The sequence below is a fragment of the Pseudoxanthomonas sp. UTMC 1351 genome, assembly GCF_040948865.1.
Classification (GTDB): domain Bacteria; phylum Pseudomonadota; class Gammaproteobacteria; order Xanthomonadales; family Xanthomonadaceae; genus Pseudoxanthomonas_A.
Window position 1 is genome coordinate 153,985 of record NZ_JAVGJT010000009.1, and the last position, 14,348, is coordinate 168,332.

The following is a 14,348-nucleotide window of genomic DNA, read 5'->3' on the forward strand; positions in this document are numbered from 1 at the left end:
GGTTTTTTTACAAGCGGACACGCCATTCCCTCATCCGTCGCTGCGCGCCACCTCGCTTCGCGCCCCGGCCCTGCGTAGCACGCAGGGCATTCAGGCATGCACGACCCGATGGGTCGTAAGCCGCATACCTTCATCCCAGGGGGAGAAGGGAAAAGCGCCCATGCCGGCCTCGCGCCGGTCTACTTGGAGAACAAATCGCATGTACTTTCGTTTACTCGGCGCCTGCGTCCTGGTACTGGCCAGTGGCATGAGCGCGCACGCTGCAGAACGGGCCAGTCAAAAGCAGGCGGATCAGGCCTGGCAGCCGTTGTTCGACGGCAAGACGCTGGATGGATGGCGCGCCAGCGAGGCGCCGGGTTCGTTCAACGTGCGCGATGGCGCGATCGTGGTACGCGGTCCTCGTTCGCATCTGTTCTACGTCGGCGATGTGGCTGGTCACGATTTCCGCGACTTCGAATTGCAGCTTGACGTCATGACCAAGCCCGGTGCCAACTCCGGCGTCTACTTCCATACCGCCTGGCAGGAACAAGGTTGGCCGGCAAAAGGCTACGAAGTGCAGGTCAACAACAGCCAGAGCGACCCCAAGCGCACCGGCGGCCTGTACGCGGTCAAGGACAACTTCCAGGCGCCGGTCAAGGACAACGTCTGGTTCACGCTGCGCGTGCGCGTTGAGGGTAACCGCATTCGCACTTTCGTCGATGACAAACTGATCGCCGACTACACGCAGCCCGAGCAACCCGAGCGGCCGGCCGACATGAGTGGCCGGGTGCTATCCTCAGGCACCTTCGCGCTGCAGGCGCACGACCCGGACAGCGAAGTGCGCTACCGCAACATCAAGGTGCGTGTGTTGCCATGAAGCATGCTGCTATTAAGTGCGTTGCCCTGAAACATTCGTCCCATCCGCGGAGATAACGTATGAACCCGCAGCGCCTGTTCGTCGCCAGTTGTATTGCCCTGCTAGCCACCGCGATGTCGTTCGCCATCCGCGGCGACATCATGGGCGAGTTGGAGCTCGTGTTCGGACTCGACAAGGTCCAGTTGGGCTGGATCAGCGGCGCCGCGTTCTGGGGCTTCGGCCTGTCGATCCTGTTCGGCGGCACGCTGTGTGATCTGCTCGGCATGGGGCGAATACTGAAGCTGGCTGCCGTGGGTCATATCGCCGGCGTGCTGCTCACCGTGTTCGCCACCGATTTCACCATGCTGTTCGCCGCCACCGTGGTCATCGGCATCGCGAATGGTTTTGTCGAGGCCGGCATCAATCCGCTCATCGCCACGCTATACCGCGAAGAAAAGACCGCGCGGCTGGTCAAGCTGCATGCCTGGTTCCCGGGCGGCATCGTAATTGGCGGCGTACTCGCCTTCGCCTTCACCCAGATCGGCCTGGGCTGGCAAGCCAAGATGCTGTTGATGCTGCTGCCGTCGGCGATCTACGCGGCGATGTTCTTCGCGCAGCGCTTTCCCGAGACCGAACGCAAGGCGGCGGGCGTTTCCACTGCTGCCATGTATGGCGAACTCAAGCGCCCGCTGTTCCTGGTGGTGTTCGTCTGCATGTGGTTGACCGCGGCCACCGAGCTCGGCCCGGGCCAATGGGTCAGCAACATCTTCAACGAAGTCATGCACAGCACGCTGCAGGCCGGCGTACTGCTGCTGGTGTGGATCAACGGCATCATGTACGCATTGCGGCAATTCGGTGGAGGCTTGGCGCATCGGTTCTCGCCGGTGACGCTGGTCGCGGTGACCGCGCCTATCGCGGCGATCGGGTTGTGGCTGTTCGGGCGTGCCGATACGCCGGTACTGGCGTTCGCCGCCGCTGCATTGCTCGCAGTGGGCACTGCGTTCTGGTGGCCGACGATGCTGGGGCTGACCTCCGAGCGCTTTCCGCGCGGCGGTGCGCTGGCGCTGGCGATGGTCGGCGCCGCCGGTGCGTTCTCGACCGCGGTGGCCGGGCCGGTCATGGGCTGGATCAACAACACCTACGGCGCCGCTAACGTATTGCCCATATGGGCGGTGCTGCCGGTCCTGATCGCGCTGATCTTCGGCATCCTCCATCTGATCGATCGAGCCCGTGGCGGCTATCGCATCGAACGCGTTGGTGCATGAACGAGTTAGGGCACACTTTCTCACCATGGCTCCGATAGAGAACGAACGAGGAGAACGCCTTCTCTCGATCAAAGAGATTGATGAGCCTGCCGCTGAAGCTCTACCCGTTACTTTTTCACTCGTTATTGGACGCCACAGCTCTGGCTACTTGTTGGTGCATAACGCACAAAGGGATATTTGGGAGTTGCCCGGTGGATTCATTGACGCTGGGGAGTCTGCAAGACAATGTGCTACGCGAGAGCTGAAAGAGGAGTCTGGGCAGCATGTCACGGACCTGCGCTGGCGGGCAGCCTTGGAGATCGAAGTTCCATGTGGCACCAAGACAAATACCATCTACGGCGCGGTGTACTGTGCAGACATTGATGCGCCCAATCTTTTCGTAAGCAACAGTGAAATAGACCTTATCGGCTTCTGGCCTGCATCCAGACTGCCGATAGAATTTTCAGCCATTGATAAAGCCTTGCTTTCCTACTATGTGTAGCGTGCGTTCTGAGTCGGCCTGTCCTGCGGGTTGGTACGTTCAAGCGCCAGCACACGAATAACAGGAGTCTTCGCATATGCCACGTCCCGTCACGCTGTTCACTGGGCAATGGGCCGACCTCACGCTCGACGAACTCGCCAGCAAGACCGTTGCCATGGGCTACGACGGTCTGGAGCTGGCGTGCTGGGGCGACCACTTTGATGTCGAACGCGCGCTAGCTTCGCCGGACTATGTGCGTCAGCGTTGGAGCGTTTTGCAATCCCAGGGGTTGGCGTGTCATGCGATTGCCAATCATCTGGTCGGGCAGGCGGTCTGCGACTTGGTCGACGAGCGTCATCAGGCGATCCTGCCGCCGGAGATCTGGGGCGACGGCGAGCCGGAAGGCGTGCGCCAGCGCGCTGCGGCGCGGATGATCGATACCGCCAAGGCAGCGCGGGCTTTCTTCGATGCGCGGCCGGGTGCGGCGGCGATCGATTTCCCGGCGGTGGTCACCGGCTTTACCGGCTCGTCGATCTGGCATGCGGTCTATGCCTTTCCGCCGACGTCGCAGGATTATTTGCAAAAAGGCTTCGGTGATTTCGCAAAGCGCTGGCGGCCGATCCTCGACGCCTTCGACGCGGTCAACGTGAACTTCGCCTTGGAAGTGCACCCCACCGAGATCGCGTTCGACATCGCCAGCGCGCAACGTGCACTGGAAGCGGTCGACCATCACCCGCGCTTCGGTTTCAACTTCGATCCCTCGCATTTCGCTTACCAGGGCGTGGACTACATCCGCTTCCTGCGCACCTTTGGCGACCGCATCTATCATGTCCACATGAAAGACGTCTGGTGGGGACGCGGCGACGGCAGCGTGGGCGTGTTCGGCGGCCATACCGACTTCGGCGACGCACGTCGCAACTGGGACTTCCGCTCGGTCGGGCGCGGCGATGTCCGCTTCCAGGACATCATCGTCGCGTTGAACGACATCGGTTACCGCGGCCCGCTGTCGGTGGAATGGGAAGACGCGCGCATGGATCGCGTGCACGGCGCTACCGAGGCCGCGGCCTTCGTGCGCCAGCTCGATTTCCCGCCCAGTGCGGTCGCGTTCGATGCGGCATTCGAGGGCCGTGGCCGCGGAGGAATGGTGTGATCGGACGCAAGCTACGCTTCGGCATGGTCGGCGGCGGCCGCGGTGCTTTCATTGGCGCCGTGCACCGGATCGCCGCACAGATGGATGGGCAGGCTGAACTGGTCGCCGGTGCGTTCTCATCGGATCCGCAACGCTCGCGCGATTCGGCAGCCGACCTGTTCGTACCCAGCGAACGCGCATACGGCAGCTATCGCGAGATGGCCGAGGCCGAGGCGGCGCGCCCGCCTGGTGAACGGTTGGACTTCGTGGTGATCGTCACCCCGAACGACCAGCATTTCCCGGCTGCGACGCTGTTCCTGGAGCAAGGCTTCAACGTGGTCTGCGACAAGCCGGTCACGCTGACGCTGGCGGAAGCGCGCGCCTTGCGCGAGACGGTCGCGCGCAGCGGCAAGGTGTTCGCGCTGACCCACAACTACACCGGCAACGCGATGGTGAAACAGGCGCGCGCGCTGGTGCGCAGCGGTGCCCTCGGCACGCTGCGCAAGGTGGTGGTGGAGTATTCGCAAGGGTGGCTGGCGCGCGACATCGAAAGCAGCGGCCAGAAGCAGGCCTCGTGGCGCACCGATCCGGCTCGCAGCGGCGCGGCCGGGTGCATGGGCGACATCGGCACGCATGCGGAAAACCTGGCGCGCTACGTCACCGGCTTGCGCATCACCGAACTGTGCGCCGACCTCACCGCCTTCGTGCCCGGCCGTCGCCTGGACGATGACGGCAACCTGTTGCTGCGCTTCGAAGGCGGCGCGCGCGGTGTGCTGCACAGCTCGCAAATTGCGGTTGGCGAAGAGAACAACCTGAGCCTGCGCGTGTACGGCACTGAGGCTTCGCTGGAGTGGCAGCAGGAACATCCCAACGAACTGATCGTGAAATACCCGGACCGCCCGCGCGAAATCATGCGCCGCGGCAACGGCTATGTCGGTGAGGTCGCGCAAGGCGTCACGCGGATACCGGCCGGGCATCCGGAAGGTTACCTGGAAGCGTTCGCCAACCTGTATCGGGAGGCTTTCCGCGCGATCGGCGCTGAAGTCGCGGGCGGGTCGCCCCCGGATGATCTCGATCTCCCCGGCATCGACGACGGTATCGCCGGCATGGCCTTCATCGAGGCCGCGGTGGCCAGCGCGCGACAAGGCGCGGTTTGGGTGCCCGTCGCCGCGTAGCCATTGCTTCTGACAGCGAGAGTCGCGGCAATGGCGTTTCGTTTCAGTGGTGTGTTCATGGATTTCTCGAACGATATTTGAAGCGCCGAAACGCTTCTTCAATGATGACGCTGTGGGGCGGTGGCACCTGCAATACACGCCGCTTTCGACGCCGACTATGGCTCAATGCGTCGCAGGATGCGGCACCACGATCGGTTTGCCTTTCTCGACCAGGTAAGTGGCAAGCTCCGCAGCCGGACCTTGGCCTGGGTTGCGCGCCGCATGCGGCGTACCCGCCGGGAGGTACAGCGATTCGCCGGCTTTAAGCGTGACCGGTGGCTTGTCTTCGAACGAGTACTCCACCGTGCCTTCCAACACGTAAGCCACCTCGACACCCGGATGGGTATGCATGCCGAAAGCGGCACCCGGCGCGAAGTCCACTCGCACCTGGACCACTTCCCGCCCGGGAACGTCCAGATCGTGCCGCAAGGCTTCATGGCGCCCGATGCCTGACGATTGGGCGTTCGCCGTCAGTAGCCCCACGCCTGCCAGCACGGCCAGCGATGCAGTTGCGAGGATGTGCGTCTTTTTCATTTTTTCATCTCCTGTGTTTGGTACGTCATGAGACGCCTTGCATGTACCCCGCGTGTGTCGAGGCACACGCCACTGTGTAAGCGTGTGTATCCGGTGCCGCTGTGGATACAGGCCGCGACGAAATCGGTGCCCGCGCCGCCTGGGGAAGTCAGGGTCGCCGACCTGCCGGGTCCGGACCACGCGTTTCTGCGCAGCGACTACAGCAGGAAGTCAACGAAGGCAGGTACGCGCGGCGCGCCGTGGCGCCAATGCGGATACAGCAGATTGAAGGGCCGGGGGCGGCCACCGCGCTGAGACAGGGTGAGGGACCGCCCCTCCGCCAAAAAGGCGCCTTTTCTACGCGAAGCGCGCTCCAAATACTTGGACCGTCACCGTAACGTCATGGAGTACCCGTACCGTGCCGCGCACTCCAGGGGCAGGGCGGTACATTGGCCGAACAGGCAAAAAGGGGACTGGCGCGCATGTTCGCGGAACAGGGGCCGGTGCTGCGCGGATTCTTCGTGCGCCGCGGCGCGAACGACGACGCCGAGGACCTGGTGCAGGAAACCTACCTGCGTCTGCTCCGCGCGCATCATTGCCAGGGCGAAGCGATCGCCAACCCGGAGGCGTATCTCTTTACGGTCGCACTGAACCTTGCCCGCGAACAGGCGGTACGCCGCCAGCGATCACTGCTACCGATCGATGAACTGGAGAACATCGTGACGCTGTTCGCTTCCGAGGAAAGCGTCGAGGACGCAACTGAGCGCGCACAGCGGCGGCAACGGCTGCAGGTACTATTGGGCAGCCTGCCGGGCCGCACCCGCGCGGTGCTGGTGATGCAGTACCGCGATGGCCTGACCTACAAGCAGATCGCCGAGCGGCTGGGCGTATCGCCGCACATGGTGAAGAAGCACGTGGTGCGCGGTCTGTCCTTTTGCCGGCAGGCATTGGGCGATGTGGCGGAGGCGTGGTGAGCGAGTCCAGGCACCTTCAGGCGCACATCACGCGTGAAGCGGCGCATTGGCATGCGCTGCAACGCCAGGGGCCGTTGAACGCCACTCAGCAGGCTCAGTTCATGGATTGGCTGGTGGTCTCGCCGGAACACCTGCGTGAATACCTGGCCATCGGCCGGGTGGCAGGCGAGCTGGGCGATGCGATGCGCGGGATGTCGATCGACCTGGAAGCGCTGATAAGCGATGAGTCCACGCCGTCAACGCCCGACAATGTGGTCGCACTTCCTGTCAGAAGTTCGCTCCCTCCATTGAAGGCCGCGCCCCACCGCTCACATTCGCCACGAGCAAGCTCTCCACAAGCGCGTTCGCCAAAAGCTCGCTCGTCAAAAGCACGTTCGTCAAAAGCACGCTCGCCGCGAATCGCGGCGGCAGCGGTCCTGCTCCTTGGCCTGGGAATCGGAGTGCAGGCTTCCTTGCCACAGTCCGGACACTACGTCGCCGCGCATGGCGCGCCGCGCAGTTTCGCGCTCCCCGACGGCACCGTCGTGCATTTGAACGCAGAGAGCACGTTGTCCACGCGCTTCAGTTTGTTCCACCGCCGCGTCGAACTATCGCGCGGGCAGGCGAGTTTCATTGTGGCGGAGGATCGCCGCCCCTTCACGGCACATGCGGCAGGCCTGGAAATACAGGACATAGGCACGACATTCGACGTCTCGCTACAACGCGAGCAGGCACGGATCGGCGTGACCGAAGGTCGCGTGCACATCATCAGCGACGCCGGTGAAGGCCGGCTGCTAGCGGACGTGCGTGCCGGTCAAAACGCCCGTGTCGACTATCGAGATCATGCCGTCCGCATAAGTCAGGAGGATGTCGACACGATGACGGCATGGTGGAAGCGGCGCATCGTGTTTCGCGACGAGCCCCTCCGGGACGTGGCCGAGCAGTTCAACCGTTTGAACAAAGTCCGTCTGCGCATCGACGATGCGGCGGCAGGCGCCTTGCGTCTGACGGGGAACCTGAGTGCGGACGATCTGGACTCGTTACGCGTCTTCCTCGACGAACAACCCGCGCTTACGACGACCGTCACGGAGAACGAAATCAGGATCAGTGCGCGCAGCCCGGAAGGCACCAGCACAGGGAATCGGTAGCACGACCGCGCGCGACAGCGTTTCCCCTTCGAATCGTTGCCTGTGGCGGCAACCCCACTGGCGCTGTCAGAAAAAATTCATCAAAAAAAGGTGCCCGACCTTCCTCTAGCGCCGTCGTACTCCAGGCAAGCGCGAACGATCACGTTTCGCGACGACCATCATCACCCCACTGGACCTTACGATGCGCCGAACTCTGTTTCTCTCGATCGCCCTTGCCCTGCAGGCGACTACCACCATCGCTACCGCCGCCGCGCAGGAGGCCAGCGTCGCCACCGAGGCCATTCCGTCGCAACCTTTGGACCGCGCGCTCAATGCCTTGTCGCGCCAGACAGGTCTGCAGTTCGTCTACAACGCACAGGCCGCCGGCAACCCACGCACGCGTTCCATTCCTGCAGGCCTTCCCGCCGAAGAAGTACTCCAGCAACTGCTCGCCGGCACCGGACTGCGCTACCGCTATCTCAACACCACCACGGTAACCATCGAGGCGGACGCGGCGCTGGGCGCACCCGCCGTACTGACGCCTGCTGTCCAGGCGCCGGCAGCCGCCGCCGAATCTCCGCAGGCCGACGTTGCCCCGCAGGAGCTGGAGAGCGTTGAAGTGGTCGGCAGCTACAGCCGCAGCCTCGAACAGGCGGTGGACATCAAACGGTCGAACATCGGTTTCTCCGACTCTATCGTTGCCACCGATGTGGCCGATTTTCCGGAACAGAATCTGGCCGAGGCGCTGCAGCGCATGCCAGGCGTGACCATCGAACGCAGCAAGGGCCTGGGCAGCAAGGTCAACGTGCGCGGGCTGCCGTCCGAATACACCCATGTCTCCATCAACGACCTGGCGACGGCCTCCGGCAGTGGCGGGCGTGACGTGGAGTTCGACATCTTCGCGTCGGAAATCATCCAGCAGGTGACGGTGCAGAAGTCGCCCACCGCCGCGGATGAGGAGGGCGGCATCGCGGGTTCCGTGCAGATTTCGACCGCTCGCCCGTTCGACTACAGCGGGCGCAAGCTGGTGGTCTCCGCGGAAGGCGCGCACAACTCCATTTCCGAAGAGATCGATCCCAAGCTTTCGTTCCTGGCCAGCGACACCTGGGGCGACTGGGGTGCGCTGGTGTCGTTCTCCAGGGCGGAGCGTACCAACCGCACCGATTCCACTTCCGGCATCAACTTCCGGTCGATGTCGCGCTTCCTTGGCGCATCGGGTACCCGCGGCACACAGGCCGAAGCCGTCCTGGAGCGCGATGCCGGCGTGATCATCGACAGCCGCACCAACACCGATGAGACCAATCTGATCGTGTTCCAGGACAAAGTCGGCGACCGCGTCTATCTGAACGATCAGGAAAAGTGGGGTGCCACCGCATCGCTGCAATACAAGCCCAGCAACAATTTCAGCCTGACCTTCGACGCGCTGGTCGGCGGCTACGACAGCACCGAGGACGAATACGACGCCGCCGCTTATTCCGCCTCCAGCCGCAGCACGCTGGAAACCATCCATGAATACGATGCCACCACGCTGTCCGAGTACGGCATGGTCGTGCTGCGCGACGTGTCCTACACCGCCACCCAGCATGAGTTCCTGAGCAAGGAGCGTATCAACAAGACCGACTTCAACCAGTACAGCCTGGCGCTGGATTGGAAAGGCGACACCTGGGATCTCGATGCCATGGTGGGCTACTCCGGCGCGGAGAAGACCCTGGACCATGCCAACTTGAAGCACGTGGCCTATGCGCCTTCGCGCACGCGCTGGAACGGCCATAGCGGCGAGACCATCCCCAGCGCCAATCCGGCCAGCTTCGATATGTACAGCTCGCCGGGCCGGTATCTGTTCGAGGCCTACGAAACCACGCTGGAAAAGATCACCGACGACAAATACGCCGCACAGCTGGATTTCAACAAGGCGCTCGACCTTGCCTTTCTACCGGCGCTGCGCAACCTGCAGTTCGGTGCGCGCTATACGGACAAGTCGAAGGAGCGCGACTACGGCGAAATCAAGATCACCGGACCGAGTGCCGGCGACAGCTCGTGGGTGAACACGCGCACGCTGGCCGACAGCCCGTTGCAGTGGATCAGCGACATCGTCCCCGGCGGCGCCTACAGCATGAAGGGCTTGGACTGGCAGCAGGTCTCCAATGACTACGCCCGCAATACGTTCCGCTATGCCGGCTTCGCCACGCCGTTCGACGACGGCCAGTACTACCGCGTGGACGAGGAAGTGGCCAGTCTGTACGCGATGGCCGACCTGGCCTTCGATCTGGGCAGTGTGCCGGTATCGATCAACGCGGGTGCGCGTTATGTCGATACGTCGGTGCTGTCGTTCGGCTACCACCCTGTCCAGAACGCGGACGGCACTACCGGCTATACCGACACGCCGGTGTCCAAGAAAGGCAGCTACAAGGATGTCCTGCCCAGCTTCAACATGACCGCTGAATTGTCCAGCGGCCTGCTGCTGCGCGCAGCGGCTTCGGAAACGCTTATCCGCCCAGCGCTGACCGATATCGCGTACAAGCGAACCGCCAGCTGGAGTTCTTTCCGATTCACCGACGGCAATCCGGACCTGTTGCCGACCTATGCCAAGCAATGGGAAATCGGCCTGGAGAAGTACTTCGACAACGGGGGATTGCTGGCCGCTTCGTACTTCTACAAGAAAATCGACGGCGTCGTTGTCAATTCGCTGACCGGCGTGGTCGAGAACGTGGCGGTGTACAACGCCAATGGCACGCTCAACGGCCACTACGACTTCGACGTCTACCAGCCGGTGAACGCCGACGGGTCCTACGAGGTCGACGGCATCGAGCTGAACGCCCAGCTGCCGCTGAGCGTGCTGCACAGTGCGTTGGAAGGGTTCGGCATCAACGCCAACTACACGATGCTGGACAGCTCGCTGGCTGGCGAGTCCGATCTTGGCATCACCACGCCGATGCCCGGCCTGTCCGAAAAAACCTACAACTTCACGGCGTACTACGAGAACGACCGTTTCGATGCGCGCGTGTCGTACAACCACAAGGATGAATACGTCGAATCCATCGGCTACAACATGTACCCGATCTGGCGCGATGCGTACGGACAACTGGACATCTCCATCGGCTACCGGCTGACCGACAACATCAAGCTCAGCCTGAAAGGCATCAACATGACCGATGAGGAAACCACGGGCTACACCATGGATCCCTCTTTCCCGACCATGTACGAGCGCTCGGGTCGCCGCATCAGCCTGGGTATACGCGCTGATTTCTAAGCCCGACCGCTCGTTGCCTCGCCGTGGTGGCCTGCCGCCACCACGGCTATTCCTTGCGGTCGTTTCTGCGGGTGCTGACATGCACCTATCGTAGAGCCGAGCTTGCTCGGCTGCTCTTGCTCGAATCCAGCGCGCCAAGAGCGGAGCAAGCTCCGCTCTACGTCGCATGGCAGGAGATCGTGAACAGGTTCTTAGAAAAGAAGGAAGAATCCGATGCTTATCTTGCGGCTCCTGCCGATCGTGGCACTGATAGCTTGGCCATGCGTGGTCCAGGCTTCCGATCGGGACGACGGCCGGAGCTGGCAGGCCGGCGACCACCATGTGCACAGCGAGTGGAGTGTCGACTGGGATCGATCGACTTCTCCGCCCACACCGATCCGTGGCGGAGATTCACCCTACACACGCACCCGCAATGCGCAACAAGCCTTGGCGCATGGCCTGACCTGGATGGTGCATACCGATCACGGCGGCCCCGGCCACTCGCGGGTGACGCACGACCACGCTTGGCCTGCGCTGCTGGAGGCGCGACGGGAGGTGCCGGCGTTGATTCAATTCAACGGAATGGAGTTCGACGTTCCGGCCGCTGAGCATGCATCGCTGATCATCGCGCCGGGTGCAGACGAGCGCGATCAACTGGTCACGATCGAGCGTGAATACGGTCGCAGTGAGCCGTTGGAACCCGACACCCGAGACGATGGTAAGTGGATGCTCGCTGCGCTGGCACATATACGTGCGCTGCCATCGCCGCCTTTGATGCTCATCAATCATCCCTCCCGCACCGCCACCGGCATCGGCCAATGGGGCGAAGTAGAGCCGGCTGAACTGCGCGCCTGGCACGATGCCGCACCGCGGGTGCTGGTAGGCATGGAAGGCGCGCCCGGTCACCAGGCCGCTCCGGCACATCGCGGACTTTATCGAAACGCCGGCGCGCCCACGTTCGGCGGATTCGATCAGATGACCGCGCAGGTCGGCGGCGTGTGGGACACCATGCTCGCGGAAGGCCGGCGGTTCTGGATCACCGCGACCTCGGACTCGCATGTGAATGTGCGCGACGGCGGCCGCGATTTTGATCCTGGCCAGTACAGCAAGACCTACGTCTGGGCGCGACACGAAGCCGGAGACATCCTCGATGGCATGCGTGAGGGAAGAATGTTCGCGGTGACCGGCGATCTGATCGATGCGATGGAGCTGACCGTGCGCGTAGCCGACAAGCCGAACCAGAGCGCTGGCATGGGCGGTGCGTTGGTGCTTTCGGCGGAAGCAACCATGCGAGTGGAACTGAGGATTCGCCAACCTGCTCAGCCGAACTTCAATGGTCAGCGGCCGGTGTTGGATCACGTCGAACTCATCGTGGGAAGCCGCGGCGGCGACCGCCCAGGACCAAGGATGGAAGCGAAGCGTTTCGGTCGTGACGCGTGGAAAAGCGAAGGCGAGTGGAAATCGTTGTCCTGGGAGTTGCCGGTGCCGCGGCACGGAGGCTTCGTGCGTGCGCGCGGATCAACTACGTCAGAAGTAGTGCCGCTCGCGGATTCTCCCGGAGAAGATCCCTGGCAGGACCTATGGTTCTACTCCAATCCGGTGTTCGTCGAGATCGCTGCGCCGTAGTGCCTGGACGCGGCGAGCGCTTGTTCGAAGAGAACGAACTAGCATCTTCTAATCACTCTTGGGCACCCAACCAGCACGCCCACAGGCGTGCTGGTTGTCCGTTGCATGCGCGACGGGATGGTGAGCAAAGATGGGCGGCGTTCTCATCTAGCAGTGTTGCGATTAGCCGAAAGAAGTTGCTGGATTCTCGCTTCGGTGGCTTTGTACTGTCCTTCGCCAAAGTGCTGATAGACGATGCGGCCGTCCTGGTCGATCAGATACAACGCCGGCCAGTACCGGTTGCCGTAGGCATTCCAGGTGCGGTAGTCGTTGTCCTGCGCGACGGGATAGGTGATGCCGAATCGCTTCACCGCGGCCTTGAGGTTCGGTAGCTGTTTTTCGTAGCCGTACTCGGGCGTGTGCACGCCCACCACCACCAGGCCCTGGTCCTTGTACTTTTCATGCCATGCCTTGGTGTGCGGCAGAACGCGAATACAGTTGATGCAGGAATAGGTCCAAAACTCCACCAGCACCACTTTCCCGCGCAGCTGCTGCAATGTCAGTGGCTGGCTGTTGAGCCACTGGCCGATGCCTGTGAACTCCGGCGCGACGGGTGCGGGCGAGGTGCGGGTAGGTTCGACCGGATCGTAAGCCACGCTCGGCGAGCAAGCGGAGGCGAACAGGCAGGCGGCCAACAGTGTAACGACGGGTTTGATCAGCTTCATGGTCATAGTCCTTGCGAAACGGAGGGGAGCCATTGGGTTGCCCAGGCCGACACCAAGACGTCGTACTGGAACAATTGAAGAACGGCGACGGCAACAGCCAATGCACCGAAGATGCGGCGCAGTGCACCTGCATGGCGTTGAAAGAAAACCAGGCGCGAGGTCACCCAATGACCGCCATAGGCGATGAACAACATCGGGATACCGGCGCCTACCGCATAGAGCGCCAGCAAAGCGGTCGCTCGGCTTGGCTCCTGTGCGCTAGCCGCCAGCGACAACACCGAAGCGAGCACGGGTCCGGCGCAGGGCGTCCATGCCAGTCCTAGCGAAGCACCGATCAGCAAGACGCCGATTCGACCGCCGACGGGGAGCCGATGTGTCGATGCCGTCTTACCCGATGCGCGCCATTGACGTATCCGGTCGACGATCCAGTCGAAGGGCGCCGGCCAGAAACATGCCAGGCCGGCGACCAACAGCACAGCGATGGACGCGCTGCGGATGAAGTCCTGCAACGCGCCTGACGATGCCGAGAGGATGCCGATCAGGATTCCGCCAGCGGCGAACGTCGCCACGAAACCGGCGATCACCAGCAGCGGGTCTTCGCGGCGACGGCCGGTGCTGGTGGCCAACACGATCGGCAGGACGGGAAGAATGCAGGGAGAGAGAATGGTGGCCATGCCAGCGGCGATGGCTAATGCGTATTCGATCATGGGGGCGATGCCTGCGGTGCGGTGGATGGATGGCCATTCCACCGCCCGGATGTCACCGGGGTGTGTGCCGGCAACAGGGTTTTTGTAACGGCGAGTGCGGTCTGAGGCGCTGGCGACACTGCGTTACAAAAAGGGTGTCAGACCAACCGGATCTGCACGTCGATGTTGCCGCGCGTGGCTTTGGAATACGGACACGTGCGATGCGCTTCGTCGACCAGCATTTGCGCCTGTTCGCGCGACAGGCCCGGCAGCGACACATTCAAGCGCGCCTGCAACTGGTAACCGTCGCCTACCAGGCCCAGGTCCACTTCTGCATCGATAGCCGCATCCGCCGGAATCGCAATCTTGAACTTGCGGGCAGCCAAACCCATTGCGCCTTCAAAGCAGGCCGACCAGCCGGCGGCGAACAATTGTTCCGGGTTGGTTCCAGGGCGGTTGCTGCCGGGTGGCGACAGGATGACGTCGAGTTGACCGTCATTGCTGCGTGCATGGCCTTCGCGGCCGCCAACGGTGTGGGTTTTTCCGGTGTAGAGAACTTTGTCGAGAGTAGTCATGGGAACTCCTTGGAGTTTGCGGGATTGGAAGC

General features: G+C 62.7%; 13 protein-coding genes. 9 read left to right on the plus strand and 4 right to left on the minus strand.

Features of this window, described 5'->3' with window-relative positions; genetic code table 11:
• Nucleotides 1-199: 199 nt before the first annotated feature.
• The 5 genes from AB6O04_RS07935 to AB6O04_RS07955 all read left to right on the plus strand — a co-directional run bounded on the left by AB6O04_RS07935 (nt 200) and on the right by AB6O04_RS07955 (nt 4,864).
• Nucleotides 200-856, plus strand: a complete 657-nt coding sequence (locus tag AB6O04_RS07935) for a DUF1080 domain-containing protein (RefSeq protein ID WP_368563299.1) — start codon at nt 200-202, stop codon at nt 854-856.
• A 59-nt stretch (nt 857-915) separates the two neighbouring features.
• Nucleotides 916-2,100 (plus strand): sugar MFS transporter, encoded by a 1,185-nt coding sequence (locus AB6O04_RS07940; RefSeq protein WP_368563300.1) that lies wholly within the window; start codon nt 916-918, stop codon nt 2,098-2,100.
• Nucleotides 2,066-2,581, plus strand: coding sequence for an NUDIX domain-containing protein (locus AB6O04_RS07945; protein ID WP_368563301.1), 516 nt, complete (start codon nt 2,066-2,068; stop codon nt 2,579-2,581). The genes AB6O04_RS07940 and AB6O04_RS07945 overlap by 35 nt, the downstream gene beginning before the upstream one ends.
• A gap of 76 nt (nt 2,582-2,657) precedes the next feature.
• Complete coding sequence (locus AB6O04_RS07950; RefSeq protein WP_368563302.1) at nt 2,658-3,710, plus strand: sugar phosphate isomerase/epimerase family protein; 1,053 nt, start codon at nt 2,658-2,660, stop codon at nt 3,708-3,710.
• Entirely contained in the window at nt 3,707-4,864 is a 1,158-nt protein-coding gene (locus AB6O04_RS07955) for a Gfo/Idh/MocA family protein (RefSeq protein ID WP_368563303.1), read from the plus strand. The genes AB6O04_RS07950 and AB6O04_RS07955 overlap by 4 nt, the downstream gene beginning before the upstream one ends.
• Nucleotides 4,865-5,026: 162 nt before the next feature.
• On the opposite strand, the gene AB6O04_RS07960 is transcribed toward AB6O04_RS07955, so the two are convergent.
• Complete coding sequence (locus AB6O04_RS07960) at nt 5,027-5,437, minus strand: cupin domain-containing protein (RefSeq protein ID WP_368563305.1); 411 nt, start codon at nt 5,435-5,437, stop codon at nt 5,027-5,029.
• 461 nt (nt 5,438-5,898) lie between these two features.
• Between AB6O04_RS07960 and AB6O04_RS07965 the strand changes: the two genes are divergently transcribed.
• The 4 genes from AB6O04_RS07965 (at nt 5,899) to AB6O04_RS07980 (ending at nt 12,351) form a co-directional block, all read left to right on the plus strand.
• Complete coding sequence (locus tag AB6O04_RS07965; RefSeq protein ID WP_368563306.1) at nt 5,899-6,390, plus strand: RNA polymerase sigma factor; 492 nt, start codon at nt 5,899-5,901, stop codon at nt 6,388-6,390.
• Nucleotides 6,387-7,517 (plus strand): FecR domain-containing protein, encoded by a 1,131-nt coding sequence (locus AB6O04_RS07970; RefSeq protein WP_368563308.1) that lies wholly within the window; start codon nt 6,387-6,389, stop codon nt 7,515-7,517. The genes AB6O04_RS07965 and AB6O04_RS07970 overlap by 4 nt, the downstream gene beginning before the upstream one ends.
• A 181-nt stretch (nt 7,518-7,698) precedes the next feature.
• The gene (locus AB6O04_RS07975) at nt 7,699-10,746 is read left to right on the plus strand and encodes a TonB-dependent receptor (RefSeq protein ID WP_368563310.1); all 3,048 of its coding nucleotides are present in this window, start codon (nt 7,699-7,701) and stop codon (nt 10,744-10,746) included.
• A 213-nt stretch (nt 10,747-10,959) separates the two neighbouring features.
• Complete coding sequence (locus AB6O04_RS07980) at nt 10,960-12,351, plus strand: hypothetical protein (protein ID WP_368563312.1); 1,392 nt, start codon at nt 10,960-10,962, stop codon at nt 12,349-12,351.
• A gap of 143 nt (nt 12,352-12,494) precedes the next feature.
• Here the strand turns inward: AB6O04_RS07980 and AB6O04_RS07985 are convergent, their stop codons facing one another.
• The 3 genes from AB6O04_RS07985 to AB6O04_RS07995 form a co-directional block, all read right to left on the minus strand.
• A complete protein-coding gene (locus tag AB6O04_RS07985; RefSeq protein WP_368563314.1) occupies nt 12,495-13,055 on the minus strand; it encodes a thioredoxin family protein in 561 nt (186 codons plus the stop codon).
• A gap of 2 nt (nt 13,056-13,057) precedes the next feature.
• Complete coding sequence (locus AB6O04_RS07990; protein ID WP_368563316.1) at nt 13,058-13,762, minus strand: cytochrome c biogenesis CcdA family protein; 705 nt, start codon at nt 13,760-13,762, stop codon at nt 13,058-13,060.
• A 137-nt stretch (nt 13,763-13,899) separates the two neighbouring features.
• Complete coding sequence (locus tag AB6O04_RS07995; protein ID WP_368563317.1) at nt 13,900-14,316, minus strand: organic hydroperoxide resistance protein; 417 nt, start codon at nt 14,314-14,316, stop codon at nt 13,900-13,902.
• Nucleotides 14,317-14,348 lie beyond the last annotated feature (32 nt).

What these genes read in the sequence shown, in the direction of transcription:
- AB6O04_RS07950 (WP_368563302.1), top strand. Translation starts at nt 2,658, where the DNA reads ATGCCACGTCCCGTCACGCTGTTCACTGGGCAATGGGCCGACCTCACG.
- AB6O04_RS07965 (WP_368563306.1), top strand. Translation starts at nt 5,899, where the DNA reads ATGTTCGCGGAACAGGGGCCGGTGCTGCGCGGATTCTTCGTGCGCCGC.
- AB6O04_RS07960 (WP_368563305.1), bottom strand. Translation starts at nt 5,437, where the DNA reads ATGAAAAAGACGCACATCCTCGCAACTGCATCGCTGGCCGTGCTGGCA.
- AB6O04_RS07990 (WP_368563316.1), bottom strand. Translation starts at nt 13,762, where the DNA reads ATGATCGAATACGCATTAGCCATCGCCGCTGGCATGGCCACCATTCTC.
- AB6O04_RS07935 (WP_368563299.1), top strand. Translation starts at nt 200, where the DNA reads ATGTACTTTCGTTTACTCGGCGCCTGCGTCCTGGTACTGGCCAGTGGC.
- AB6O04_RS07995 (WP_368563317.1), bottom strand. Translation starts at nt 14,316, where the DNA reads ATGACTACTCTCGACAAAGTTCTCTACACCGGAAAAACCCACACCGTT.
- AB6O04_RS07985 (WP_368563314.1), bottom strand. Translation starts at nt 13,055, where the DNA reads ATGAAGCTGATCAAACCCGTCGTTACACTGTTGGCCGCCTGCCTGTTC.
- AB6O04_RS07975 (WP_368563310.1), top strand. Translation starts at nt 7,699, where the DNA reads ATGCGCCGAACTCTGTTTCTCTCGATCGCCCTTGCCCTGCAGGCGACT.
- AB6O04_RS07940 (WP_368563300.1), top strand. Translation starts at nt 916, where the DNA reads ATGAACCCGCAGCGCCTGTTCGTCGCCAGTTGTATTGCCCTGCTAGCC.
- AB6O04_RS07980 (WP_368563312.1), top strand. Translation starts at nt 10,960, where the DNA reads ATGCTTATCTTGCGGCTCCTGCCGATCGTGGCACTGATAGCTTGGCCA.